Origin of the sequence: Candidatus Solirubrobacter pratensis, from assembly GCF_000425945.1 — a bacterium.
Classification (GTDB): Bacteria; Actinomycetota; Thermoleophilia; order Solirubrobacterales; family Solirubrobacteraceae; genus Solirubrobacter; species Solirubrobacter pratensis.
The window spans coordinates 404,599-430,464 of sequence record NZ_KE384480.1 but is presented as its reverse complement, the minus strand read 5'-3'; the positions used below and the strand labels follow the sequence as shown (position 1 = coordinate 430,464).

Genomic DNA, 25,866 nt, shown 5'->3' with positions numbered 1-25,866 from the left:
CGAACTGCTTCGGCACCAGTTACGTCATAAGTCCCCGATGACAACGGCACCGCAGGCGGCCGGCTCTGACCAAGAGCCGACCGCCTGCGCAGTGATCGCTAGCGCCGCTTGAGCGTCACCGTGCGGGTCGACGACTTCGCCGTCCCACCCGCCGCCTTCAACCGAACGTCAAGCGTCGCCTTGACCGAGCCGCTCGCCGCGGCGAGCGCGCGCTTGACCTTCTTCGACGGCTTCAGCGTCACCGTCTTGCTGCCGGCGGCGCACTTGACCGTGCCCGTGGCCAGCGTGGTGCTCTTCAGGCGCAGCTTGCGCATGAGCGCGCGCGTGACCTTCAGGGTCGCCGAGCCCGACATCGTCTCGGTGCAGGTCACCCGCACCGCCATGCCGCGCTTGGTGAACGTCGCGACCGTCGAGGCGGCCGGCTTGGTCACGCCGAACCACGCCGCCTGCTTGGGTGCCGGGGGCGCGCCGTCGCCGCCGCCGTTGCCGCCGCCGCCCTGGACGGCCGTCACCGTGACCTGGACCGTGGCGGACGCCGAGGCGCCCTTCGGGTCGGTCACGGTCAGCGTCGCCGTGTAGACGCCCGGCGTGGTGTACGTGTGGGTCGCGGTGGCGCCGACGGCGTAGCCGCCGTCACCGAACACCCACTCGTAGATCAGGCCCGCGCCCTCCGGATCGCTCGCATGCGAGCTGAACCGGACCGTCAGCGGCGACGTGCCCGACGTCGGATCGGCGGCGACCTGGACCGACGGGGCCTGGTTGCCCGGCGGGTCGCCGACGACGACGGTCACCACCGAGGTGGCCGTGCCGCCGTGGCCGTCGGACGCCGTGACCTTGGCGTCGTAGGTGCCCGCGCGGGTGTACGTGTGCTTCGCCGACGCGCCGGAGCCCTTGGCGCTGCCGTCGTCGAAGTCCCACTCGAACGTCAGCGTGTCGTCGTCCGGATCGCTGGCCTCGGTGGTGAACGTCACCTCCACCGGCGCCGTGACATCCGACGACGGGTCCGCGAAGGCCTCGACCGCCGGCGCCAGGTTGCCGGGCGGGTCGCCCACGACGACCTGGACGGTGTCGGTGCCGCCGGCGCCGCTGCCGTCGGTGACCGTGACCTTCGCCGTGTAGGTGCCCGGGGTCATGTACCTGTGGGCCGGGTTCTGCTCCAGCGACGTGCCGCCGTCGCCGAAGTCCCACGCGTATGTGAGGCCGGCCGCAGGGCCGTCCGGATCGTTGCCCACCGCGGTGAACTGCACGGGCAGCGGGGCGTTGCCGGAGGACACGTCCGAGCTCGCCTCGACGGTCGGCGGGACGACGCCCGGAGCCGTCACGGTGACTGTGACCTCGGCCGAGGTCTTGTCGCCCTCGTCGTCGGTCGCCGTCACCGTCGCCTTGTAGGTGCCCGGCTTGGTGTAGGTGCGCGACACGTTGCTGCCCGCCGCGCCGCCGTTCTCGAACGCCCACTTGTAGGTGAGCGAGCCGCCGTCCGGGTCGTAGCCGCTGGCGGAGAAGCGCACCAGCAGCGGCGCCGCGCCGGAGGCCGGGTCGGCGGCCGCCTTGATCACCGGGAAGCCCGGGTCAGGCGTGTCGATGCTGAAGGCGATCGACTTCGTCGCCTCCACGTTGCCGGCCTTGTCGACCGAGCGGTACTCGACGGTGTGGTCGCCGTCGCCGGACACGGTGATCGTGCTCTCGAACGGGCTCGCGCCGCCGGTGTTGGCCTTCTTGACCCAGTCGCCCTGGGTCGAGCCGGTCTTCACGCGGTACTCGGTGTAGTCGACGCCGGACGGCGCGTCGCCGCCCGCGGCCGGCGACACGGTGGCGGTGCCGACCATGCCGGTCCACGTGCCGCCGCTGTAGACGGAGTGGATCTTGCACAGCCACGTCCACGTGCCGTTCTGCGTGAACGTCTTGGACACCGGAGCGTCACCCGGGAACTTGATCCCGTCGGTGACCTGCGCGAGGTCGCCGCCGGTCGGGTTCGGGTTGCCGCCCGGGGCCAGCACCCACACGTCGTGCGGGAAGTTGGCCAGCTCACCGAAGTGCCAGGTGATCTTGTCGCCGTTGTTCAGCGTCGCCGTGCTCGGGGCCCAGCGGTCGCCCGACGCGTCGATGTCGACCGTCTTCGCGGCCGGTCCCGACGCGGCGGGATCGGTCGCCGACAGCTTCACGTCGACCGGCCCGGAGTACGTGTGGCCCGGGCCGGGCGTCGCGGGATCGAGCGTCCCGGTGGTGACCGGGGCGGTCTGATCCGTGCTCGCCGAGGCGATCGTGAAGGACACCGACTTGGCGGTCTCCACGTTGCCGGCGGCGTCCGTCGAGCGGTAGTCGACGGTGTAGGCGCCGGCGCCCGTGAACGACGGCTTGTTGGCCGGGTCGTAGGTCATCCAGCCGGCCGCCGCCGTCTTCAGCGCCGGCGCGCCGAACGCGCCGAACGCGGACGGGGCGTTGACCTGGTACTCGGTCTTGGCGACGCCGGAGACCGGGTCGGTCGCGGTCAGCGTGAGGCCGACCGGGCCGGTGTAGGTGCCGCCCGCGCCGGGCGACGCCGGCTCGAGCGCCGCCGTCGTGGTCGGCGCGGCCTTGTCGATCTTGACCGTCAGGGTCTTGGTCGCCTCGACGTTGCCGGCCTTGTCGGTCGAGCGGAACTCGATCGTGTGGCTGCCGGCGGTCGTGACCGCGATCGGGGCCGAGTAGGCGGCGAAGGCGCCGCCGTCGACCTTGTACTCGGTCTTGTCGATGCCGGAGCCGGTGCCGTCGTTGCCCGCGAGCGTCACGCTGACGTCCGACGTGTACCAGCCGTTGCTGCCGTTCGGCGCGGCCGGGGCCGCCGTGGCGGTCGTCGCCGGCGCCGCGGTGTCGTTGCCCGAGGGGCAGTTGTCCGGGGTGACCCGGAAGTAGTCGACCTTCGCGACCGCCGGCGTCCCGGGGTACGGGTACGTCCCGCCCTGGCCCGGCCAGTTGTCCTGGGCGAGGAGGCCGATCCGCGAGCCCGCCGCGTCACGGCGCGGGCCGCCCGACGGGTTGAGGTCGAGCCCGCCGTTGACGGTCGGGAAGTCGACCCAGCCTGACGTCGCCGCGCCGGCCGGCGCCAGGATCTGGTACTGCGAGGTCACGGTGTTGGACCCGGACGCACGCGTGTAGCGCATCTTGATCGTCACCGGGCCGGTGTTGGTCGCGAGGATCTGGCTGCTGGTGCCGGCCACCCGCGAGCCCTCGGTCGTGGTGGGGTTGTCCTTGGACTGCTCGACGAAGATCCGCGAGCTTCCGAGGTCGTGCGTCAGCGTGGAGCGGAAGAAGTTGTTGTCCCCGTTCCACACGATCAGGCCGACGTTCTGCCAGCCGCCGTTGAGCTGCACGGTGAACTGCGTCTCCGCGGTCCAGTTGTCGCCCAGCGCGGGCAGGTCCTGGCCGAGGAAGTTGATCGGGCCGACCGAGGTCTGCGCGTTGGACGCGTCGATCTCGAAGTCGTTGGTCGGCAGGTTGAGGAAGCCGCCCGACACCGTCGGGGCTCGCGAGCCCGTGGTCGGCGTGCCGCCGTTGCGGGTGTGACGGATCCACTGCGAGCGCAGCTCGGTCCCGTCGAACTCGTCCGAGCGGTCGCACACCGGCAGCTGGATCTTGAAGGTGACCGACTTGGTCGCCTCCACGTTCGCCGCCTTGTCCGTCGAGCGGAACTCGACGAGGTGGGTGCCGCTGTTGGAGATCGTGACCCGGTTGTTGAACGGGCTGTCGGCGTTGCCGTTGGTCAGCGTCTGCCAGTCGCCCGCGGTCCCGTTGGTGGTGACGCGGTACTCGGTCTTCTCGACGCCGGCCGAGCCGGCGCCGCCGTCGGTCGCGGACAGGTTCACGTTGACCGCGGTGTCGTAGGTGTCGCCCGACGCCGGGGCGGCCGGCTGCAGCGTGGCCGTCGTGGTCGGGGCGTCCGTCTCGCAGGTGACCGGATCCGGGGTGACCCGGAAGTAGTTCACCTCGGCGACCGCCGGCGTGCCCTGGTAGGCGCCGGCGCCCGTCGAACCCGGGAAGTTCGACTGGGCGATGATGCCGATCCGCGATCCGGCCGCGTCGCGGCGCGGGCCGCCGGCCGGGTTGAGGTCCAGCGTCCAGTTGCCGCTCGAGCCGTAGTTGACCCAGTCCGGCGAAGCCACGCTCGCCGGGGCCATGATCCGGTACTGCGCCGTGACGTTGTCGGAGCCGCTGACGCGGGCCATCCGCATCCGGACGGTGACCGGCTGCGAGTCGTTCGGCAGGATCGTGGCGTTGTTGCCGCTCTGGGCGCGAGAGCCCTCGGCGGTCGTCGGGTTGTCCTTGGACTGCTCGGTGTAGATGTTGTCCGCGCTGAGGCTGTGCGTGATCGACGTGCGGAAGAAGTTGTTGTCCCCGTTCCACACGATCATGCCGACGTTCTGCCAGCCGCCGTTGAACTGCACGGTGAACTCCGTCTCGGCGGTCCAGCTGGAGCCGAGCGCCGCCAAGTCCTGGCCGATGAAGTTCACCGGGCCGACCGACGTGTTGGCCGCGGCGGCGTCCAGCTCCCAGTCCGCGGTCGGCAGCTTCAGCGTGCCGCCGGACAGCGAGAGCGCGCCCGCGCCCGTCACCGGCGTGCCGCCGTTGCGGGTGTGGCGGATCCACTGCGAGCCGAGCGTCGTGCCGCTGAACTCGTCCGAGCGGGTCGCCGGGCAGCCCGCGCCCGAGATCACGCGGAACGTGATCGTCTTGACCGCCGAGGTGTTGTTGACCTTGTCGGTGGCGCGGTAGTCGACCGAGTACACGCCCGGGACGGTGAAGTCCACCGGCGCGCCGTAGGTCTGGTACGCGGCGCCATTGATGCGGTACTCGATCTTGTCGACGCCGGAGCCGGTCGCGTCGTCCTCGGCCGTCAGCGTGAGCTTGGCGGAGCCGACGAAGTAGTCGCGCTGGTCCTTGTTGCCCGAGGTCGAGGCCGACGCCGTCGGCGCCGTCTCGTCATGGATCTCGAGCACCTTGAACGTCGCCGTCTTGACCGCGGAGACGTTGTCCTTGCGGTCGGTCGCGCGGTACTCGACCGAATAGTCCTTGGCCTCGTTGAACGTGACCGCACTCGTGTACGCGTGCCAGTCGGCCTCGCCGTTGACCCGGTACTCGATCGACTTCACCCCCGAGCACCCTGAGTCCTGCGCGGTGAGCTTGAGCGAGGCCGAGTTGACGAACGTGTTCGGCTGGCCGGGGTAGGCCTGGCCGGTCGCCTCGTGCGAGACGCTCGGCGCGTTGGTGTCCGTCAGGCACTCGTCCTGGACGTTGAACGAGATCTTCACGATCTGCGTCTGGTCGGAGGCGCTCGTGTTCCCGCGGCAGCAGCCGACCGAGAAGCGCGCCAGATACAGCTCGCCGTCCGGGCCGAACTGCGAGCCGATCACCAGGCTCGCGTTCTGCGCGGCCGACGTGGCGCCCGAGTTGTACGGGAGCCAGTCGTTGACGCGCAGCACCTGGTTGTTGTCCTTGCGGAGCTGGACCTCCTTCCAGAACCCGTTGTCGGCGCCGCGGTTGTTGATCAGCCAGGCGCCGTCGTAGTAGCGCGGGAAGGCGCCCGGGCCGGCGTTGGCGTCGTCATAGCGGTAGATCGGGCCGGTGATCGGCTGCATGCCGCCGGCGTTGAGGTCGCCGAAGTCGGCCGTGCTCTGGCCGCCCGAGGCACCCGGGTACTTCTTCCAGATCGTCGCGGGGACGGCCGGGCCCGGGAGCGTGTCGAGACCGTCGAACGTCGGGTTGACGGGAGTCTGCCCGTCCGGCGCGTAGCGGATGTCCGACGGCAGCGAGGTCAGCGAGCAGTCGTACTGCTGCCCGGTCGTCGTCTGGTTCGCGTAGTTCCAGCGGAAGTTCGTGTTGGCCGGCGAGTCGTCGCCCATGCAGAACGGCCAGCCGAAGAAGCCCGGCTTGCTGATCAGGTTCCACTCGCAGGTGCCCGCCGGAGACCGGTTGACGCCGTTGGAGCTGTTGTCATGGCAGTACTCGCCCATGCCGATCAGGCCGGGGTTCGCCGGGTCCGTGTGGACCGTGAACGGCTGGCGGAAGCCCATCGCGTAGATCTCGGGCCGGGTCTTCGCCGTGCCGACCGGGAACATGTTGCCCGCCGGGATGTCGTACGTCGCGGCGACGCCGGGATCCGTGCCCGAGGGGATGTCCCCCTGCTTGGGCGTGATGCGGATGATCTTGCCGCGCAGGTCGGCCGTGTTGGCCGCCGTCTTGCGGGCGTCCCAGCGCTCCTGCGAGCGGTAGTCCAGCGGCGTGTAGCCGTTGTGGCCGGGAGCGTTCGGCGAGACGTCGTCGCCGATGCCGAGGTAGAGGTTGCCGGCCGAGTCGAAGTCGAGCCCGGCGCCGCCGACGTGGCCGGGGCCGGAGTCCTGCGGGCCGCCGGGGAAGCCGGACGGGTTGCCCGAGATCTTGGACTTGGGGACCTTGATGATCACGCGCTCGGAGCCCGGCACGACCGACGTGCCGTCGGCGGTGAGCGTGAAGCGGCTGATCTGGTTGTAGCCCACCGTCTGCGCGTTGCCCGAGGTCGGCCAGTTGTCGTTGGGACCGGGCCGCGGCGAGTAGTAGACGAAGAGGTTGCGCTTGTTCGGGTCGTTGAGGTCGAAGCCCGGCTGCAGGCTCATGCCGAGGACGCCGTCCTCGGAGTTGGCGTGGTCGGCGCGGGTGAGGATCGTCGCGACCGTCGTCTTGTTGCCGGCCGGCTTGGCCGGGTCGTACATCTTGATGTAGCCCTGCGACTGAAGGCCGATCGGGTTGCCGATCTCAGACCAGTAGACCTTGCCGTCCTTCGCGACGTCGATCCCGATCGGGTTGTTCGCGTCGGGGACGATCACGGTGCGGGTGTAGGAGGACCAGACCGTGGCAGAGCAGTCGGACTTGCGGCCGTCGCCCGCGACCCAGCGGACGCCGCCGACGATCATCTTGACGAGGTTGTTGTTGCCGCCGTTCTCGGTGTAGGAGGCGCCGAAGTGGCCCTCGCCAGTGACCCACGTGCGGCCGTCGTTGTAGGACTTCGGCGTGCCGGTGTTGTCGTTGACGTTGTCGCCGTCGTAGAGCTTGCACCAGGCGATCGGATGGTCCTGGCCCATGGCGTTGCCGCCCGGCGTGTAGGTCCGCTCGTCCAGGTTGGCGAGCACGTGGTGGTCGCCGCGGACGTCGCGGTTGTAGTTGTAGTGCTCGTCGCCGAAGCCGTAGGTGTCCGGGAGATCGCGTGTCGCGAGGTGGTTGTTGTCCTCGACCTGGACCTGCGCGACGTTCGACAGGCTCGTGGCGGCGTGACCCTTCATCGTCGTGCCGACGACCGAGTTCGGGTTGTTGCCGTCCCACCAGTCCCAGGTGGTCTGGCCCGTGCCCATGTCGGTGGCGTTGTGGATGCCGGCGATGCCGCCGCCGTTCTGGACGTACTTGACGATCGCCGCCCGCTGGGCGTCGTTCCACAGCGGGCCCGGCGGACCCGAGGAGGCGTTGAGAAGAACGATCGCGTCGTAGCGGGCGAGGTTGTCGTCCGTGAAGATGCGCGGGTTCTTGTCGGCGTTGTCGCAGTTCCCCGCGGCGCCGCCGTTGGCGTTGCAGTCCTCCCAGTCGACCGTGAAGCCGACCGCTTCGAGCGCGCTCTGCACGACGGGCCGGCCGCCGTTGATGCCGTCGGTGTGGCGGTAACCGGTGGTGCCGGTGTAGAGCAGGACGCGCTTGCCCTGATCCTGGGCGTGCGCGCTCGGTGCCGCGAGCATCCCCGCCACCAAGGCGAGCACCGCGCCCAGCACTAGAACGGCACGCCGCCGAGGCGCCCCGAACGGACTCGGATTGACCATCCGCTTTCTCCTCCCCCCGGGGGCATCCCAACGCCCCGGAACAACTGCGTTATTTACTTGTGTCTTCCGTAAGACAGAAACCCAGTGAGGCAGGACTTCGACATCAACGTATGTTCTTTACGCCGTGATGTCAAGCTTCTTTTGTCCGTGTTCCGGACAGAAGTTCTGGAACCCTGGCCGGCCACCAGTTCCGCTCCCCCAGCAGCACCGCGAGCGACGGCACGAGCAGCGCGCGCACGAGGAACGTGTCCGCGAGCAACCCGACCGCGACGACGAACCCGACCTGGAAGAGCGACTCCAGCGGCAGCGCCATCAGGACGCTGAACGTCGCGGCGAGCACGAGGCCGGCGCTCGTGATCACGCCCCCGGTCCGCTCCAGCGCGGCGATCACCGCGTCCTTCGTCGGCCGCGTCGCCCGCTCCTCGCGGATGCGCGCGAGCAGGAAGACGTTGTAGTCCACGCCGAGCGCGACCAGGAAGATGAAGGCGAACTGCTCGAGCGTCTGGTCGCTCGCCGGCTGGTGCATCAGGTGCGTGAAGGCGAGCGAGCTGACGCCGAGCGCGAACGCGAACGAGAGGATCACGGTCGCGATCACGTACAGCGGCATCACGACGGCGCGCAGCAGCACGGCGAGGATCAGCAGCGTCAGCGCCAGGCCGATCGGGACGATCAGCCGCGTGTCGCGCCCGAGCGCCTCGCGCGTGTCGTAGGCCTCCGCGGCCTCGCCGCCGATCAGCAGCGGCTCGCCACGCGCGGCGGCGCGCGCCTTGCGGCGCAGCTCCGGAATCGCATCCGTCGCCTCGTCGGAGAACGGGTTCATGCGCAGGTACGCGCTGGCGAGCGCGAGCTCCGAGCGCCCGGTCGCGCGCGGGGGCGACACGGCCGACAGGTACATGTCCTGGACGGGCGTCCTGCTGCCGGAGGTCAGCGCGGCGATCACGTGCTCCTTGGCGCCGTAGCCGCTGACGACGTTCACCGGTGCGGCGCGGCCCGGGATGAAGCGGTGCGCGATCACCTGCTCGCCCTGCACCGACTCGGGCGCGTCGCGGAACGCCTCCGAGAAGTCGAGCGTCTCACGGCCGCCGAGGCTGCCCAGCGCGCCGGCGGCCAGGATCAGCGTCACTGCGCCCGCGGTCAGTGCCGGGCGGCGCGCGACGAGGCGGCCGGCGCGGCGCCACAAGGCCGAGGGCTGCGGCTCTGCCGCCTGCACCCGCGGTACGACCGGCCAGAACGCGCGCCGGCCGACCGTCGCGAGGATCGCCGGCAGCAGCGTCAGCCCGGCGGCCACCATGACCGCGATGCCGAGCGCGAGGATCGGGCCCATCTCGCGCGTGGCGTTGAAGTCGGCGAGGGCGAGCACGAGCATCGCCACGATCACGATCGCGCCCGCGGAGAGGATCGCCGGGCCGGTGCGCTCGGTGGCGCGCGTCATCGCGACGCCGACGTCCCCAGTCCTGCGCAGCTCGTCGCGGAAGCGGGCGACGATCAGCAGGCAGTAGTCGGTGCCCGCACCGAACATCAGCACGATCAGGATCGCCGTCGTCTGGCCGCTCGCGCTCGTGAGCCCGGCCTTCACGAGCGCGTAGGTGATGCCCCCGGCGACGACGTAGGCGATGCCGACGACCACCAGCGGGACGAGCGCGACCAGCGGCGAGCGGTAGATCGCCAGCAGCAGGAGCACCAGCACCGCGCAGGTGACGAGCAGCAGCGTGTCGTCGATGCCCTTGACGGCCTCGCTGCGGTCGGCCTCGAAGCCGGCCTCGCCGGTGACGTACGCGCGCAGCCCGGTCCGGTCGCCGCTCGGCGGCGGGACGATCGAGCGGATCGTGTCCGCGGCCTTCTCGGCGACCGGCGTGCTGTCGTCGGTCATCAGCGCCGAGGCGAGCGCAACGCTGCCGTCGGAGGACGTCATCACCCCCGGGCCGCCCGGGCTGAGGTCGAGCGGGTCCGTCTTTCCGCAGACGAGCCCGTACGGCGTGCCGACCAGCGTCAGGCTCGGGATCGCCGCCGACCGGCAGATCGCGCGCGCGTCTGCGGCGATCCGGTCGCGGTCGGGGCTGGTGATGCCGCCGTCGCGGAAGTACGCGACGACCGCGGCCATCTCGCTGCCGCGCGTGAACTGCGCGTCGACCGTCCGCTTGGCCTCCAGCGACTCGGACCCGCGCACCTGGAACGTGTCGCTCTCGTCGGCCGCCTCGCGCTGGAGCGGCCCCTGGAGCGGCGCGAGCGCGAGGGTCAACAACAGCCACGTGCCGATCACCGCCCAGCGCGAGCGGCGGCCGGCCGTGAGCGAGGACAGCCAGGTCAGGAAGCGCATGGTTGCTCTGGGCGCCGCGGCGCCCGCGGGCTAGACGCCCCCGCCCACGTCCTCGATCTCGGTCACGCGGCCCTTCTCCGTGTACACGTAGATCCGCCGCGGGTCGACGTCGATCGGGACCGGCTTGCCCGCTCCGTCCTCGAGCGAGACGACGATCGTGCAGCTGTGCTGCGCCGCCTTGGCCTTGGCGCCGGCGAGCGACAGGCCGATCAGCTCCGCCGTGTTGAAGGCGTTCTTGGCCGGCTTCGACGGCGTCGTGTCCGAGCCGCCGGACGGCGCCATCGGGCACATCAGGGCCGTCAGATCGGTGCCCGTAGTCTTCTTGCTCTCCCCCTCCCCGCCGCGCGCCGCGACCGCGATCCCTGCGATCCCCAGCACCGCGACGGTGACGAGGGTGATGATCCACCTCGTCCTCATCGTCGGCCGGAAGCTAGCAAGCAGGATGCGGGTTGGCAATGACTTCTGGGTCACTTCGAGCAAACTTTGGTCGAATGGCTCTGACAAAGCTTTAGGTCAGAGCTGGATGTGTGGTAGCTTTCGCCGCCGGTCGGCGGAAGGGTCGAATGGAGGAGAGAGGAGACATGGGGAGCCGTCACAGCGAGCCGCCTCGCGGCCGTCGCGGCCTGCGTGCCGCAGCCGCCGTGCTCGCCGCGGGCGCGGCGATCGCGATCGTCGGCGTGGCCGGCGCCGCGCAGGAGCCGCGCGCCTCCGCGACCATCTACGTCTCCGAGGCCGGCGGCCCGTGCTTCACGACCGTCGCCGGCAAGCCCGCATGCGACGCCGGTGAGCACCCCCGGGTGACGATCCAGACGGGCGAGACCGTCACCTGGGACTTCGACGGGGTGACGCCGACGCACAACGTCAAGGCGGCGAACGAGCAGGCCGCCGACCCCGGCTGGAAGACCTTCGCGACCGACTACCCCACGACCGGCACGCGCTCGCGCACGTTCAGCGCGCCGGGCGTGTACGAGTTCGTCTGCCTCGCGCACAGCTCCATGCAGGGGACGATCACGGTCGAGGGCGAGGGCACCGTGACGCCGACGCCGACGCCGACGCCGACGCCGACCGAGACGGCCACGCCGACGGCCACGGCCACGCCCACGCCGACCGTCTCCCCGACCGCGACGCCGACGCCCGACGACCACACCTCGACGCCGAAGCCGACCGGCGGTCCGAAGGACGAGGTCGCCCCGCAGGTCACGGGCATCGCCACCAGCGCCGTCAAGGGCGGCGTGCGCGTGCGCTTCACCGTGTCCGAGAACGCGACGGTGACGATCACGGCCAAGCGCGCGGGGACGAGCAAGGTCCTGACGGCGGCGACCGTGCAGGCGCCGGCCGGCGAGCGGGCGTACACGCTGCGCTCGAGCAAGCTCGCCAAGGCGACGTACGCGATCGACCTGCGCGCGACCGACGCGTCCGGCAACCGCTCCGGCGCGGCCGCCGCCTCCCGGAAGGCGAGGCGCTAGCGATGGCCCCGGAGAGCTGGCGGCCGCCCGCGGACGCCTGGTCGCGCCGGAACTTCCTGCGCAACGGCTTCGGCTCGGTCGCGCTGCTGTGCACGCTCGCCTCGCCGGGCGCCCTGCGCCGCAAGGGCGAGGTGACCTCGGCGGCGCTGCGTGCGCAGGCGCGCTCGCCGTTCGAGCCCTTCCAGCGCGACCTGCCGCGGATCCCCGAGCTGCTGCCGGTCTCGACCAGCGGCGGCAGGGACGTGTACGAGATCGCGATCCGCGAGGGTCTCGCCGACGTCCTGCCCGGCTTCGAGACGCCGATCTACGGCTACGAGGGCGTCTATCCCGGACCGACGATCCGCGCGCGCAAGGGCCGCGAGATCGTCGTCAAGCAGCGCAACACGCTCTCGTTCGAGTCCAACGTGCACCTGCACGGCGGCTACGTCCCGGCCTCGGATGACGGCCATCCGATGGACGTCATCCCGGCGGGCGGCTCGTTCGACTACCACTACCCGAACGATCAGGACGCCGCGACGCTCTGGTACCACGACCACGCGCATGGGCGCACCTCGCGCACGCTCTACTACGGGCTGGTCGCGATGTACGTGCTCGAGGACGAGCTCGAGGAGGAGCTCGGGCTGCCGCAGGGCGAGTACGACGTGCCGATCGCGATCGCCGACCACGCGTTCAACAAGGACGGCTCCTTCCGCTACGAGGAGAACGTCGACTTCGGCTTCCGCGGCGACACGATCCTCGTCAACGGCGCCGTCTCCCCGCGCATGGCGGTCCAGCGCCGCCGCTACCGGCTGCGCTTCCTCAACGGGTCCAACGCGCGCTCGTACACGCTGCGCCTCGCCAACGGCGAGCCGATGACGCAGATCGCCGGCGACGGCGGCCTGCTCGAGCGCCCGGTCGACCGCACGAGCTTCCAGTTCCACCCCGCCGAGCGGATCGATCTCGTGCTCGACTTCTCGAAGTACGGTCCCGGCGAGCAGCTCGTGCTCCACAACACCGCCGGCTCCGGCGGCACCGTCGCGGTGATGCGCTTCGATGTCGTGGGCGGCGGCGGCCGCGAGGAGTTCCGCGTCCCCCGGCGCCTGCGCCGTCTCGAGCCGCTGCCGCCGTTCAATGCGCGCCGCCGCTGGGACCTCGCGCTCGGCACGAGCATGTGGCAGATCAACGGCAAGGGCTTCGACCCGAGCCGCATCGACGTGCGCCCGCGGCTCGGGAGCACCGAGGAGTGGACGTTCGTCAACCACTCCCAGCGCGTCCACCCCATGCACCTGCACGGCTTCCAGTTCCGGGTGCTCGAGCGCAGCGGCGGGCCTGTCGAGCTCGCGGACCGGATCGGCTGGAAGGACACCGTCGGCGTGCAGCCGGACGAGACGGTGAAGGTGCAGGCATGGTTCGCGCCGTACGCCGGCAAGTACGTGTTCCACTGCCACTCGCTGGAGCACGCGGACAAGGCGATGATGCTGCAGATGGAGGTCGTGGAATGAGGCGCCTGGTGCTCGCCGTCACGGCCGCGCTGGCGTGTCTTCCCGCCGCTCCCGCCGCCGCCCAGACGGCGGTGGTGCAGGCGGTCGACGACACGACCGGCGCCGGCAACCGCTGGTCGCCAGACGCGATCACGGTCAAGGCCGGCGAAGCCGTCACCTGGCGCTTCGCGGGCACGTCGATCCCCCACAACGTCACATCCAACAGCGCGAACTGGAGCTTCCAGAACGCCATCGCGATCGCCGGCCCGGACGCCTCGTACGCGTTCATGGCCCCCGGCTACTACGACTTCGTCTGCCAGCTCCACCCGGGGTCGATGCACGGCACCGTGACGGTGACCGACGACGCCGGCAACCCGCCCGATCCGCCGGACCCGCCCGGCCCGGACGAGCAGCCGTTCCCCAACGACCAGGGGGCTCCGACGGTCTTCGAGCTGCGCGACAAGGTGGCACCGGAGCTGACCGGCGTGACCGTCAAGCCGGGCAAGCGGCTCGTGCGCGTGCACTTCGCGCTGTCCGAGCGCGGGACGATGACGCTCGTGCTCACGCGCGGGCGCAGCGTGAGGACCGAGCGCTTCAAGGCCCGTCGCGGCGTCAACGACGTGGTGGTGCGGGGGCTGCGCGCCGGCCGCTACCAGGTCGAGCTGCGCGCCAAGGACCTGGCCGGCAATCAGGCGCCGCCGGAGCGCGCGCGTGTAACTGTCCGCTCCTGAGACCGGCCGCGTGAGCAGCGCCGGCGAGCTCCTCAGCCTGATCCGCGACGGTCGCGCGGTCACGCGGCCGGAGCTCGCCCGCCAGACCAACCTCTCGCGCTCCACGGTCGCCGAGCGGGTGCGCGCGCTGCTCGCGCACGAGCTCGTCTGTGAGGCCGGCGGCACGCCGTCGACGGGCGGCCGCCCGCCGACGCGCCTTGTCCTCAACCAAGGGGCCGGCGTCGTGCTGGCGGCCGATCTCGGCACCGCCCGCAGCCGCCTCGCGGTCAGCGACCTCAGCGGCGAGCTGCTCGCGGAGCGCGTCGTCGAGCTCGACCTCGCCCAGGCGCCGGACGGCGTGCCGGCGTCCGCGGACGGCGGCTTCGCCGAGCTGCTCGCCGCCGTCTGCCGCAGCGCCGGCGAGGTGTGGGGCGTCGGCATCGGGGTCCCCTCCCGCGCCGATCGCGCCGATCCCGCCGACGAGCCGCCGCCCGGCTGGGACGCGGCCACGGTCCAGCACCACTTCTCCCGGCGCTACGACGTGCCGGTGCTCGTCGACGTCGATGTGAACGTGCGCGCGCTGGGCGAGCGCTGGGTCCACTGGCGCGACGTCGAGCACCTGATCTACGTCGACGCCGGCAGCAGCATCGTCTGCGGCATCGTCGCGGGCCGGCGCGTCCACCGGGGCGCGCAGGGCGTGGCGGGCCACATCGGGCACATCGCGCTCGAAGACCGCGACGACGCGCTCTGCCGCTGCGGCAACGCCGGCTGCCTCGATGCGGTGGCCGGTGGGCGAGCGCTGGCGGCGCGCCTGACGGCGGCGGGCCTGGAGGCCGAGACGGGGGTGGACGTCGTGCGCCTGGCCGCCGCGGGCGAGCCGCTCGCCACGCAGGCCGTGCGCGATGCCGGCCGCGCGCTGGGCGAGGTGCTCGCCGGCGCCGTGACGTTCTTCAACCCGGGCGCGATCGTGATCGGCGGCGCCCTGTCGGCCGCCCACGAGCCGCTGCTGGCCGGCGTGCGCGAGATCACGTCGGCGCGGCTGCTGCCGATGGCGACGCGCGACCTGCGCATGGGGCACAGCCGGCTCGGCGACCGTGCGGCGGTGATCGGCGCAGCGGTGCTGGCGATCGAGCACCTGCTCGCGCCGGAGACGGTCGACGCCGTCGTGCGGCCGCGCCGCGGCTAGTCGTCTGACGGCGGCGGGGCGAAGACGATGCGCTTGAGCTCGTCGACGGTGCGCCCGCCGAGGCGCAGCGAGGTCGAGAAGCCCTCCGCGCCCAGCTCGCCGGCGTCGAGCTTGGTGCGCAGGTCGGCCAGCGGCGCGCGGTCGGACTCGGCGACCGCGTCGCGCGACACCTCGAGCAGGATCAGGTGGCGCGGGCGCCGGTGGGCGGCGGCGAGCCGCACGTAGCGGTCGCGCTCCTCGAACGTCAGCCCGTCCGCGGCGATCGCGACGGTCTGGCCGGCGGCGAGGCGCTTGCTCGCGGCGGCGTCGAGCAGCGCGGCGGCCTTGGCCTCGATCTCGGAGGCGGCGACCTTCCCTGCGAGCAGCGCGCGAACCTTGTCGAGCGAGAGCAGCGCGCTCTGCTCCTCGAGCGCACGTGCGAGGAAGCGGTCACGCGCGCCGCGGTCCGCGCTCACCACCACGAGCAGGCTGCCCGGCGAGTAGCGCAGGCGGTCGGTCGGCGCGAGCACGCGGCCGCGCACGCCGACGTCCTGCTTGCGCGGCGGCCGGTTCTCGGTGCCCGGGCGGCGCGGGCGGTCAGAGCTCCACCCTCCGCGCTCGTCGTCGCCGATCTTCACGCTGCGGTGGCCAGGAGAGCTCATGACCCCTCACCATGGCAGACACGTAGGGCGTCCTAGTCTCTGAGTGGTGTCCCAGGCCCGCACAGGCTTCGTCGCCGGCGCGGCGGCGTACCTGTTGTGGGGTCTGTTCCCGCTCTACTGGCCGCTGCTGGAGCCGTCCAAGCCGGTCGAGATCCTCGCCCACCGCATCGTGTGGTCGGTCGTCGTGCTCGCCGTGCTGCTGGCGGCGACGAGCGGCTTCCGCTGGGCCGGCTCGATCGGGCGCCGGCGCGCCGGGCTGCTCGCGCTCGCCGCGGCGCTGATCACGATCAACTGGGGCGTCTACATCTACGGCGTCAACAGCCACCACGTCGTGGAGACCTCGCTCGGCTACTTCATCAACCCGCTGATCACGGTGGGGCTCGCCGTCACGCTGCTGCGCGAGCGGCTGCGGCGCGCGCAGTGGATCGCGGTCGCGATCGGCGCGCTCGCAGTGCTCGTGCTCGCCGTCGACTACGGCCGCCCTCCGTACATTTCGCTCACGCTCGCGTGCTCGTTCGGGCTCTACGGGCTCGTGAAGAAGCGCGTCGGGCTCGACGGCGCGCAGAGCCTGGCCGTCGAGACCGGCTTCCTCGTGCTGCCGGCGCTCGCCTATCTCGTCGTGATCGGCGCGACCGGCGACAGCACGTTCACGCGCGAGGGCGCCGGCCACGCGGCGCTGCTGGCCGGCGGCGGGATCGCGACGGCGATCCCGCTGATCCTCTTCGGCGCCGCCGCGATCCGCGTACCGCTCACGACGCTCGGCCTGATGCAGTACCTCGCGCCTGTGCTGCAGTTCCTGATCGGGGTGCTTGTCCGCGGCGAGGCCATGCCGCTCTCGCGTTTGGCCGGCTTCGCGCTCGTCTGGCTCGCGCTGACGGTCTTCACGGTCGACGCGATCCGCGCGCTGCGGCGCCCGCTCAGCTCGCTCCCGGTGCGAGCGGGGCCGGTCAGCGAACGCGCGTAAAGGCGATCAGCTCCGTCACGCGCACCTGCCCGCGATCGGGCGTGAGCGTCCAGCGGTCCAGCCACGCGACGTCCAGCGGGCCTCCTGCTGTCCACGTGGAGCAGCTTCCCGCACCGGTACTCGAAGTCAGGCGCGAGCAGCTCTTCGAGCGAGTCGGCGACGAGCCGGCGCTTCAACTCAGGGAGCTCCACCGGCACCGCACCGGCCGGCGGCGCCGCATCGAGATCGAGCACGCGCCGGGCGCAGACGCCTTCGGCTGGCTGTGGCGCTCACTATTGGCTGAGCATACCGGGCTCGATCAACACTTTCAGCGAACCCGGCTCGGTGAGCCGCTCGAGCGCCTCGCGCGCCTCGTCCAGCCGGTAGGTCGCGCTGACCAGCGGTTCGGTCGCGACCTTGCCCGAGCGCACGAGCTCGATCGCGTCCGGCCACACGTGCGGGGAGCCGAGCACGCCGTGCACGGTGAGGTCGCGCACGACGGCGGAGTCCATGTCGACGGGGACCTCCGGCTTGCCGGACAGTCCGAGGATCACCACCCTGCCGCCGGGCCGGACGGCGCGCAGCGCGAAGCCGAGCGCGCCCGCACCGCCCGCGCACAGCAGCACGACGTCGTAGGCGTCCTCGCCCGCGCTCGCATCGTGGGCGCGGAGGCCGAGCGTGGACGCGAGTGCCATGCGGTCCGCGCGCGTGTCGGTGACCGCCACCGCCGCCGCGCCCTCGGCGCGGGCGCACTGCGCGGCCAGCAGGCCGATCGTCCCCGCGCCGACCACGAGCACGCTGCGCTCGCGGACGCCGCCGCGCCGGACGCCGTTGAGCGCCACGGAGGCCGGCTCCACGAGCGCCGCGGCGCGGCCCGGGATGCCGGGCGCGGGATGCGCGGCCGCGGCCGGGAACACCATCCGCGACGCCATCGCGCCGTCGCGGTTGAGGATGCCGGTCTCGGTCCGCAGCGCACACAGGTGGTACGCGCCCGCGCGGCAGCGGTCGCAGCGCCCGCAGCCGAGCGGCGTCTCCCCCGTCACCTGGTCTCCGGGCGCGAAGCCCGTCACGTCCGCGCCCACGTCGACGACCTCGCCGACCCACTCGTGGCCGGGGACGATCGGGTACTTCGCCCATCCCTCCCGGAAGTACACGAGGCTGCCCTCGAAGATCTCGACGTCCGTGCCGCAGATGCCGACGGCCGTCGGCGCGATCAGCAGATCGCCCGGCCCGGGCGTGGGATCGGGGCGCTCGACGAGCTCGAGCCGCTCGCCTCCCAGGAACTCGATGGCGCGCATGCGCACAGTACATCGATCCCGTCGTTCCGGGGTCGGTGTACCTACATTGAACAACCGTCGAAGCAAGTCCGGACGGCTGACGATGGCGGAGGGAGTCCGGCGCGCATAGCGTGGCGCGCCGATGACCACGCTCGCACCTCCGGCGGCCGCGCCTGACGCCGTGCCCAAGTCAGTGTCGCTCGAGCCCGAGGTGCGCGCGCTCGGCCACCGCATCGCCGCCGAGCAGGCGCGCGCCCCGCGCGGCGCCGGCCGCACGTTCGAGGACCGCGGGATGGAGCTCCTCTCGCGTGATCCGCAGTTGCGCGCCGCGCTGTTCCGGCTCGTCGACGTCGCGCCCGCATGCGCGTCGCCGCGCGAGCTGGCCGAGCACCTCGCCGCCCTGCTCGGCGAGGTCGACCGGCAGCGCCCGCCGGTGTCCACCGCGCGACGGGTCTCGTCCCGCCCCGTCGCCGGCCGCGCGGTGGGCCGCGCGGCCGGGATCGCGGTGCACAAGATGGCGCAGCGCTTCATCGTCGGCGAGAGTCCGGCGGACGCCGTCCCCGCGCTGGCGCGCCTGTGGCGCGCCGGCGCGGCGGCGTCCGTCGACCTGCTCGGCGAGGCGACCGTCACCGCCGCTGAGGCCGACCACTACACGGCTCGCTGCGATGAAGCGCTGCGCACCCTTGCCGTCGCCGCCCGCGCCTGGCCGGAGCGGCCGATGCTCGAGGCCGACGGCGCCGGCGGGATCCCGCGCGTGAACCTGTCGGTGAAGGTGAGCGCGATGACGCCGCACGTGCGCGCCGACGCGCCGGAGCTGGGCATCGCCGACGCCGCCGCGCGCCTGCGCGGGCTGCTGCGCACGGCCAAGGAGGCCGGCGCGCACCTGCACATCGACATGGAGTCGATGGACTCGCGCGAGCTGATCAACGAGCTCGTGATGACGCTGCTGTCCGAGCCCGAGTTCCGCGACGGCCCGTCGGCCGGCATCGTGCTGCAGGCCTACCTGCGCGACAGCGACGAGCAGCTCACGCGACTGCTCGACTGGGTCGCGTCCGGCGGCCGCTCACTCCCGTTCACGATCCGCCTCGTCAAGGGCGCCTACTGGGAGCACGAGACGGTCGACGCGCAGCAGCACGGCTGGACGCCGCCGGTGTGGGAGCACAAGGTCGAGAGCGACCGCTCCTTCGAGCGCCTCACCCGCCGGCTGCTCGACGCCCGGCCGCTCGTGCGCCCCGCGATCGCATCCCACAACGTGCGCTCGCTGGCGCACGCGATCGCCTACTCGCGCCACCTCGGCGCGCCCGACTGCGACCTCGAGCTGCAGGTCCTGCGCGGCCTCGGCGACGATCTCCAGCACGCCCTCTCGGCTCTCGGCCTGCGGGTGCGCACGTACTGCCCGGCGGGCGATCTCGTGGCCGGCATGAGCTACCTCGTGCGCCGGCTGCTCGAGAACACGTCCAACGACTCCTTCCTGCTGAGCCGCGCGCGCGGCGCGGACCTCGACCGACTTCTGGTGGCGCCTTGACCTTCGTGAACGAACCCCTCCTGGAGATCCGCCGCGCACCGGTGCGCGAGCTGCTCGTCGACGCGCTCGCCGAGCTCGACGCGCAGCTGCCCTGGCGCGTGCCGGTGCTCGTCGCCGGGGACCGCCGCGAGGGCGCGAAGCTGCGCTCGACCGACCCCGGCAACCCCGAGCGCGTCGTCGCCGAGTTCTCCCCCGCGACCGACGCCGAGGTCGACGCCGCCGTGCGCGCCGCCGATGAAGCCTCGCGCGCGTGGTCGGCGCGCGGCGCCGAGGCGCGCGCCGCGATCCTGTCGCGCGCCGCCGGCGAGCTACGCCGCCGCCGGCCGCTGCTCGCGGCGCTCGCCGTGCGCGAGTGCGCGAAGCCGTGGGCGGAGGCCGACGCCGACGTCTGCGAGGCGATCGACTTCCTCGAGTACTACGCGCAGCAGGCCGTGGCGCTCGAGGCGGGCGGCGCGGTCGTTTCGCTGCCCGGTGAGCGCAACACGCTGCACTACGCCGCGCGCGGCGTCGTCGCGGTCGTCGCGCCGTGGAACTTCCCGCTCGCGATCGCGTGCGGCATGGTCGCCGCGGGCCTGGCGACCGGCAACGGCGTCGTGCTCAAGCCCGCCGAGCAGTCGCCGGCGTGCGCGCTGGCCGTCGTCGAGGCGCTGCACGCAGGCGGCGTCCCGCCCGCCGCGCTGAGCCTGCTCCCCGGCGAGGGCGAGACCGGCGCGGCGCTCGTCGGCCACCCCGGCGTGCACACGATCGCGTTCACCGGCTCGGGCGCCGTCGGCCTGGAGATCCTGCGCCGCTCGGCGGAGCTCGCGCCCGGCCAGGCGCACCTCAAGCGCGTCGTCGCCGAGATGGGCGGCAAGAACTGCGTGATCGTCGACGCCGACGCGGACCTCGACGACGCGGTCCCCGCGATCGCCTACTCGGCCTTCGGCTTCGCGGGGCAGAAGTGCTCGGCCGCGTCGCGCCTGCTCGTGCACGAGCGGATCGCCGACACGCTCACCGAGCGCCTGCGCGGCGCGATCGACGCGCTGCTCGTCGATCAGGCGCAGCGCTTCGGCGTCGACGTGCCGCCGGTGATCGAGCAGGCCGCGCAGAACCGGGTGCGCGAGTACACGCGCGTCGCGCGCGACGAGGGCGGCACCGTCTACCAGCCCGGCACGGCGCCCGAGCACGGCTGGTTCGTCGCCCCCACGCTGGTGAGCAACCTCCCCAGGCGGTCGCGCGTCGCCGAGGAGGAGATCTTCGGCCCGCTGCTTGCGCTGCAGCGCGTCGCGTCGGTGGACGAGGCGGTGGAGATCGTGTCGGGCCAGCCGTTCGCGCTCACCGGCGGCCTCTTCTCACGCAACCCTGCGACCGTCGAGCGGGTGCGCGGCGCGCTTCCCGTCGGAAATCTCTATGTCAACCGCCACATCACCGGCGCGATGGTGGCCCGTCAGCCGTTCGGCGGCAACCGCCTGTCCGGCACCGGCACGAAGGCCGGCGGCCCCGACTACCTCCTGAACTTCGTCGAGCCGCGCGTCGTCACTGAGGACACGATGCGCCACGGACTGGTGGTGTGAGCGGCGACGACTCGCCTAGAGGACTCGCGTCGCTGGGAGCAATCGCCCAGAGGGCGATTCTCCCGGGCGGGCGCGGGCTGCAGGAGATCGTCGACGCGCTGAGCGTCCGCCTCGGGCGCCCGGTCCTCGTCGATGACCTGGAGCTCCGGCCGCTCGCGTACAGCTCGCAGACCGGCGAGCTCGACTTCGTGCGGACCGCGAGCATCCTCGGGCGCCACGCGCCCGAGACGGCGCGCGACGCCCTCTTCGCCCATGGCATCCGCACGGCGCCCGAAGCCGTGCGGATCCCCGCGCATCCGGAGATCCCGATGTCGGCGCGCGTGTGCATCCCGATCGTGCGCGCGGGGCGCCGGCTCGGGTTCCTGTGGCTGCTCGAGGACCCGCCGGTCGGCCCCGAGGACCTGCGGCTCGCGCGCAGCGCCGCCTCGGAGGCGGCGACGGTGCTGCAATCCGACGCCGACGCCCGGCTGGACCGCCAGCGGCGCGAGCAGGAGCTGATCGCCAAGCTGCTCGGCCCCGACGCGGCGCGCGCCGAGGAGGCCGCCGCGACGCTGGAGGCGGAGAACTACCTGCCGCTGCGCCCGCTGGTCGTCAGCGTCGCCTCGGCGGTCTCCGACGACGGGCTGGACCGCGTCCGGCTGCGGGCCTCCGCCAAGCACGCGCTGGCGGGCGAGATCGCCGGGCGCGCCGTCTGCATCGTGGGGACGTCCAGTCCGCTGCGCGGCGCCGCGCTGGCCGGCGTGCTGCGCGGCGAGGAGGGAGAGCGCGTGGCCGTCGGCGAGGGCGACGAGGTCGCCGACGTGCGCGACGCCGCGCGCTCCTACCGCCGCGCGCTGGCCGCGCTGCGGGTCGCCTCCGCGACCGATTCCCCGGGCGTCGCGCGCTGGCCGGAGATGCGCGCCGCCCGGCTGCTGACGGCGCTGCCGGAAACGGCCCTCGACGACGTTCCGGCCGGTCTGCGGCAGCTGCTCGACGGCGGTCACGACCAGCTGGTGCTCACGCTCGAGACCTATCTCGACCATGCCGGGGACGTGAAGAGCACGTCGGCCGCGCTGTGGCTGCACCGCACGAGCCTCTACTACCGGCTGCGGCGGATCGAGGAGCTGGCCGGCGTCGACCTCAGCCGTGGCGAGGACCGGCTGCTCTGCCATATCGCATTGCGACTCGCGAGGCTGAATGCGTGAACGGTCGATGAGCACAAGCAGAGTTTGAACGCAAGGCGTAGCCTCACCGGGCCGCCGGGGGTGGCAAGGAATGCCCATTTCACCGGGAGGGTGAAGCCAATGAGGAAAGTTGTCGCGGCGCTGACCGTCATCGGAGCGCTCGCATCGCCTGCCGTCGCCTCAGCCGCCAACCAGCGGCTGTATCCGGCGACGCTGCCCGCCGACGTCGCCCACCCGGGCTCGGCGATCATCGCCTTCAGCACGCCGGTCCAGGCGGCGGGCGCGCGGTTCGCGCCGAGTCCGGCCGGCGGCGCGGGCGCGGCCGACGTCGCGGCGCTCAACTCGACGCTCTCGTCGCTCGGCGCGACGAGCGTCGAGCATCTCTTCACCAACGTGCCGGCAGCGCAGCTCGCCGCGGCGCGGGCGCAGGCGCAGGCCGCCACAGGACGCTTCGTGACCGACTTCACGCAGGTCTACCAGGTCGCGTACGACCCGAAGGTCAACGCGGGCGAGGCGGCCGACGAGCTCGCGAAGTCCAAGCTCCTGAGCGCGGCGATGCCGGACTGGATCTACCGCAAGCCGAAGGATCCGGCGCGCTTGTCGCGGGCGCAGGCCAAGCGCGCGCGAGCGGCGCTCTCGCGGGCCAAGGCGTCGCAGAAGCCGGATGCCGCGGCGCTGCCGCGGAACTCGGCCTACCGGACCGACGCGCAGTCCTACCAGGACGCCGCCGGCAACGACGTCACCGGGGCGGCGACGATGATCGGCAAGCGCTTCGGGCAGCAGCCCGGCCAGGGCGAGTACGTCACCAACATCTCGCTCGGCAACGTGACCGACAAGAGCACGGAGCTGCGCAACGGCCAGCGCTACATCGTGCAGGCCGGCTACCCGCGCATCCCGGTCTGGCTCTCGACCGCCGACTGCACGCCGACCGACACGGGCCAGTCGTGCGCGGTCGCGCTCGACCCGTCAGGCACGACGCAGGACGACCAGGGCGACTTCGTCGAGGTCGACCTCGACTTCAGCGTGATGGCGCCGCCGCCGCTCGGCGACCCGCGCATCGCCAACCCGGCGCCCGCCGGCAACGGCGAGCTGATCGGCGAGGCGTATGGCGCTTCCTACCGGCTGATCAACCCGAAGGTCAACGACACCGAGAACTTCGTCGGCGCGTTCCTCGGCGCCGGCTTCCTGCAGACGCCGAAGGCGAACACGATCACGGCGTCGATCGGCAGCGGCTTCGCGATCGGCGGGTTCAGCGACTACTACTTCGAGGACGAGGCGATCATCCACGACGTCGTCTCCACGCTCGTCCAGGGCGCCGACACGTTCGTCTCGATCTCGGCCGGCGACGGGCAGACCGAGACATCGGTGGCGATGAACCCGAACGGCATCACCGGGCCGACCGGGCTCACGCGCGACCCGTCGCAGCCGGTCGACATCGACGATCCAGACGCGTGGGCCGATCCCGACTTCAGCTACGGGCTCACCGTCGAGCCGCAGTTCGTGCTCGACAGCGGCGCCGACGACGCCGCCGCCGACACGCTCAACGACGTCTTCAACAACTCGCCGTTCAACACGAGGATCGATCCCTCGGTCAGCCACTCCCAGCACACCACCGAGACGCGCTGGACGGGGCAGCAGAACTTCCACACCGGCTTCGGCTCGCGCGCGACCGTCTCGGCGCCGGGCGACAACATCCTCATCCTCGCCCAGATCGAGGACGCCAACGGCGATCCGGTGAGCCCGGCCGCGAGCTTCCCGCGCTTGATCGGCGGGTCCTCGGCCTCGGCGCCGGAGGTGGCAGGCGCGGCCGCGGTCGTGCGGCAGGCGGCGCGGCTGCTCGGGCAGCAGCTGAGCGCGACGCAGATCCGCGCGCTGCTCGAGCAGACGGGGCGGCAGGCGGCCGTCCCCGCGTTCGACCTCGACCGCGCGCACATCGGCCCGTCGCTGGACCTCACGCGCGCGGTGCAGGCGCTCTTCGACCGCGCGCACGCGAACGGGACGCCGTCCTTCACGCGCATGACGGTCGCGCAGCGCAAGGCGGCGCTGACGCCGACCGACCTGCGCTCGGCGTTCTACACCGACACGCCGCAGGACCCGGTCACGGGCACCGCGACGATCGACCTCTCACAGGGCCTCGTCGCGCCGTCCTCGCGCACGAACGAGACGATCGGGGCGACGGGCGACAACCTCAACGCACCGATCACGTTCGCCGCCGACGCGGCGTTCATGTCGTCCCTGAACATGAGGTGGACGCTCGCTCTCGGCCGCAACTCCGTGACGGTGCCGGGGAAGCTGTATGACGCCGGAGCTCCCGCGCTGCGGCTGCTGCCGTCCGAGATCTTCGACCTGCTGGGGGCTCCCGTCACCGCGCGGCGCGACCGCGTGGTCACGGTGACGGCCTCCTCGGGCAAGGCCTCGATCTCGATGGACGTGACGTTCAAGGGCCAGGCCGACGCGACGTACTCGCACGCCGTCCCGCCGTCGTTCGACCCGGTCTTCCAGTCCGGCGACAAGATCAAGTTCACCTATGACCTGACGGGGCTGCGCGGCGCCGACGGCGGCGAGCTGATCGTCTCCGACATCGACCGCGCCGTGCCGCAAGCGTTCCCGGACAACAACCTCGACGCCCACGGGCGCAAGTACGCGCTGCCGTCGTTCCCGACCGGCACGATCAAGCTCGACGCCTCGGACTTCCCGCACGGCGTCGGCACCTACGGCATCGCGCTGCGCGGCACCCGGCACGGCGCCGAGATCGCCGACAGCACGAGCTTCTGGCAGCCGCTGCGCTTCGCCCCGGCGCGCCAGCAGCTCCCGGCGACGCCGAAGATCCAGGCGGCCGCCTCGGCCCTCAACGGCTCGGCGCCGCTCTTCTACGACGTCGCCGACGTCGAGCCGGGCGGGTCGACGCAGTTCGGGGTGACGTACGACGTGCGCGGAGTGACCGGCGCGCGCGGAGCGCTCGTCGAGTTCTCCCGGCCGACGTACGACTTCGCCAAGGCGCTGTTCATCGACGGCAGGTTCACGGCGTCGAACTCGTTCGTGAACAACTTCACGAACCCGAACGGCGACCGGCTGGACACAGGCAACGACTACGGCCAGGCGGGCGAGACGACGCACGCCGCAGTCGCCGGCACGCACGGCTTCGCCGTGTTGGACGGCGCCGCGATCGGCCTCTCGATCCCGCCGGGGAACTGCGACAGCACCTACCAGGTCCGCGTCTTCGCGACCGACGCCGCCGGCCACATCCTCGGCGTCGCGAGCAACGGCTCGATCCTCAGCTACTACGACTTCAGCCGGGCGGGCTGCACGCCGTGATCCGCTGAACCCGGTACCCGCCCGCGGCGCTTGTCGTCCTGCGGCGTCGCGGGCGCGGTTCGGCGTGGCGCGGTTTCGGCGCGCCGCGTGCGCGGCGTCGCCGCGGGGCCGCGTTGCGGGGCCGCGTTGCGCCGCGCGGTCTCGCCGCGGGGCCGCGTCGCGCGGTCTCTGGGCGGCCGCGTCGCACGGTCTCTGCGCGGCCGCGTCGCACCGTCTCGCCGCGGGGCGCGTTTGCGCCGTCTCGCCGCGGGGTCGCGTCGCGCGGTCTCGCCGCCTGGTCCTGCCGGCGAACTGCTCGCGGTAAGGGAGGCGGGTCAGATCGGCGCGCGATCCGCGACGCCGCACGCGGGCCCAGCGCGTCGCGCCGGCGAACTGCTCGCGGTGACGGAGGCGGGTCAGATCGGCGCGCGATCCGCGAGCCGCACGGGGGCCCAGCGCGGGGTCTCCGCGCGGCCGCGTCGTCGCGCCGGCGAACTGCTCGCGGTAACGGAGGCGG

14 protein-coding genes are annotated in these 25,866 nt (G+C 72.4%); 9 read left to right on the top strand and 5 right to left on the bottom strand.

Annotated features, from left to right (window positions below; genetic code table 11):
• Positions 1 to 98: 98 nt before the first annotated feature.
• The 3 genes from H958_RS0126515 to H958_RS0126505 form a co-directional block, all read right to left on the bottom strand.
• Positions 99 to 7,754 carry an OmpL47-type beta-barrel domain-containing protein gene (locus tag H958_RS0126515; protein WP_196807585.1) on the bottom strand — a complete coding sequence of 2,552 codons (7,656 nt, stop codon included), beginning with the start codon at positions 7,752 to 7,754 and terminating at the stop codon, positions 99 to 101.
• Between the two features lie 190 nt (positions 7,755 to 7,944).
• Positions 7,945 to 10,131 (bottom strand): MMPL family transporter, encoded by a 2,187-nt coding sequence (locus H958_RS40595; protein WP_051324853.1) that lies wholly within the window; start codon positions 10,129 to 10,131, stop codon positions 7,945 to 7,947.
• A gap of 30 nt (positions 10,132 to 10,161) precedes the next feature.
• Complete coding sequence (locus H958_RS0126505; protein ID WP_028060853.1) at positions 10,162 to 10,548, bottom strand: hypothetical protein; 387 nt, start codon at positions 10,546 to 10,548, stop codon at positions 10,162 to 10,164.
• A 164-nt stretch (positions 10,549 to 10,712) separates the two neighbouring features.
• Between H958_RS0126505 and H958_RS47880 the strand changes: the two genes are divergently transcribed.
• From H958_RS47880 to H958_RS0126485, 4 genes are read left to right on the top strand one after another with little or no spacing between them, the layout of a single operon-like run.
• On the top strand, positions 10,713 to 11,597 hold the full coding sequence (locus tag H958_RS47880) for a cupredoxin domain-containing protein (RefSeq protein ID WP_196807584.1): 885 nt from the start codon (positions 10,713 to 10,715) through the stop codon (positions 11,595 to 11,597).
• A 2-nt stretch (positions 11,598 to 11,599) separates the two neighbouring features.
• A complete protein-coding gene (locus tag H958_RS0126495) occupies positions 11,600 to 13,078 on the top strand; it encodes a multicopper oxidase family protein (protein WP_051324852.1) in 1,479 nt (492 codons plus the stop codon).
• Complete coding sequence (locus H958_RS44115) at positions 13,075 to 13,788, top strand: cupredoxin domain-containing protein (RefSeq protein WP_051324851.1); 714 nt, start codon at positions 13,075 to 13,077, stop codon at positions 13,786 to 13,788. Before H958_RS0126495 ends, H958_RS44115 begins: the two co-directional genes overlap by 4 nt.
• A gap of 10 nt (positions 13,789 to 13,798) precedes the next feature.
• The gene (locus H958_RS0126485; RefSeq protein ID WP_028060850.1) at positions 13,799 to 14,953 is read left to right on the top strand and encodes an ROK family transcriptional regulator; all 1,155 of its coding nucleotides are present in this window, start codon (positions 13,799 to 13,801) and stop codon (positions 14,951 to 14,953) included.
• Here H958_RS0126485 and H958_RS0126480 read toward each other — a convergent pair.
• Positions 14,950 to 15,594: a hypothetical protein gene (locus tag H958_RS0126480; RefSeq protein ID WP_156028299.1), complete on the bottom strand. Its 645-nt coding sequence runs from the start codon at positions 15,592 to 15,594 to the stop codon at positions 14,950 to 14,952. The two genes, H958_RS0126485 and H958_RS0126480, sit on opposite strands and share 4 nt — an antisense overlap.
• A gap of 46 nt (positions 15,595 to 15,640) precedes the next feature.
• On the opposite strand from H958_RS0126480, the gene rarD reads away from it, so the two are divergent.
• Positions 15,641 to 16,558, top strand: a complete 918-nt coding sequence (gene rarD, locus H958_RS0126475) for an EamA family transporter RarD (protein WP_028060848.1) — start codon at positions 15,641 to 15,643, stop codon at positions 16,556 to 16,558.
• A 272-nt stretch (positions 16,559 to 16,830) separates the two neighbouring features.
• Here rarD and H958_RS40585 read toward each other — a convergent pair whose 3' ends face one another.
• A complete protein-coding gene (locus H958_RS40585) occupies positions 16,831 to 17,835 on the bottom strand; it encodes a zinc-dependent alcohol dehydrogenase (RefSeq protein WP_051324850.1) in 1,005 nt (334 codons plus the stop codon).
• A 121-nt stretch (positions 17,836 to 17,956) separates the two neighbouring features.
• Here H958_RS40585 and H958_RS44110 point away from each other — a divergent pair, with 121 nt between their 5' ends.
• The 4 genes from H958_RS44110 (at position 17,957) to H958_RS0126455 (ending at position 25,370) form a co-directional block, all read left to right on the top strand.
• On the top strand, positions 17,957 to 19,339 hold the full coding sequence (locus H958_RS44110; RefSeq protein ID WP_051324849.1) for a proline dehydrogenase family protein: 1,383 nt from the start codon (positions 17,957 to 17,959) through the stop codon (positions 19,337 to 19,339).
• A gap of 5 nt (positions 19,340 to 19,344) precedes the next feature.
• Positions 19,345 to 20,892: an aldehyde dehydrogenase family protein gene (locus H958_RS44105; RefSeq protein ID WP_156028296.1), complete on the top strand. Its 1,548-nt coding sequence runs from the start codon at positions 19,345 to 19,347 to the stop codon at positions 20,890 to 20,892.
• Positions 20,889 to 22,076 (top strand): PucR family transcriptional regulator, encoded by a 1,188-nt coding sequence (locus H958_RS0126460; RefSeq protein WP_028060847.1) that lies wholly within the window; start codon positions 20,889 to 20,891, stop codon positions 22,074 to 22,076. The genes H958_RS44105 and H958_RS0126460 overlap by 4 nt, the downstream gene beginning before the upstream one ends.
• Before the next feature lie 99 nt (positions 22,077 to 22,175).
• The gene (locus tag H958_RS0126455; RefSeq protein WP_028060846.1) at positions 22,176 to 25,370 is read left to right on the top strand and encodes a S8 family serine peptidase; all 3,195 of its coding nucleotides are present in this window, start codon (positions 22,176 to 22,178) and stop codon (positions 25,368 to 25,370) included.
• Positions 25,371 to 25,866 lie beyond the last annotated feature (496 nt).

Coding starts and splice junctions, on each gene's coding strand:
- H958_RS44115 (WP_051324851.1), top strand. CDS start 13,075: ATGAGGCGCCTGGTGCTCGCCGTCACGGCCGCGCTGGCGTGTCTTCCC.
- H958_RS40585 (WP_051324850.1), bottom strand. CDS start 17,835: ATGCGCGCCATCGAGTTCCTGGGAGGCGAGCGGCTCGAGCTCGTCGAG.
- H958_RS0126480 (WP_156028299.1), bottom strand. CDS start 15,594: ATGAGCTCTCCTGGCCACCGCAGCGTGAAGATCGGCGACGACGAGCGC.
- H958_RS44110 (WP_051324849.1), top strand. CDS start 17,957: ATGACCACGCTCGCACCTCCGGCGGCCGCGCCTGACGCCGTGCCCAAG.
- H958_RS47880 (WP_196807584.1), top strand. CDS start 10,713: ATGGGGAGCCGTCACAGCGAGCCGCCTCGCGGCCGTCGCGGCCTGCGT.
- H958_RS40595 (WP_051324853.1), bottom strand. CDS start 10,131: ATGCGCTTCCTGACCTGGCTGTCCTCGCTCACGGCCGGCCGCCGCTCG.
- H958_RS0126455 (WP_028060846.1), top strand. CDS start 22,176: ATGAGGAAAGTTGTCGCGGCGCTGACCGTCATCGGAGCGCTCGCATCG.
- H958_RS0126505 (WP_028060853.1), bottom strand. CDS start 10,548: ATGAGGACGAGGTGGATCATCACCCTCGTCACCGTCGCGGTGCTGGGG.
- H958_RS0126495 (WP_051324852.1), top strand. CDS start 11,600: ATGGCCCCGGAGAGCTGGCGGCCGCCCGCGGACGCCTGGTCGCGCCGG.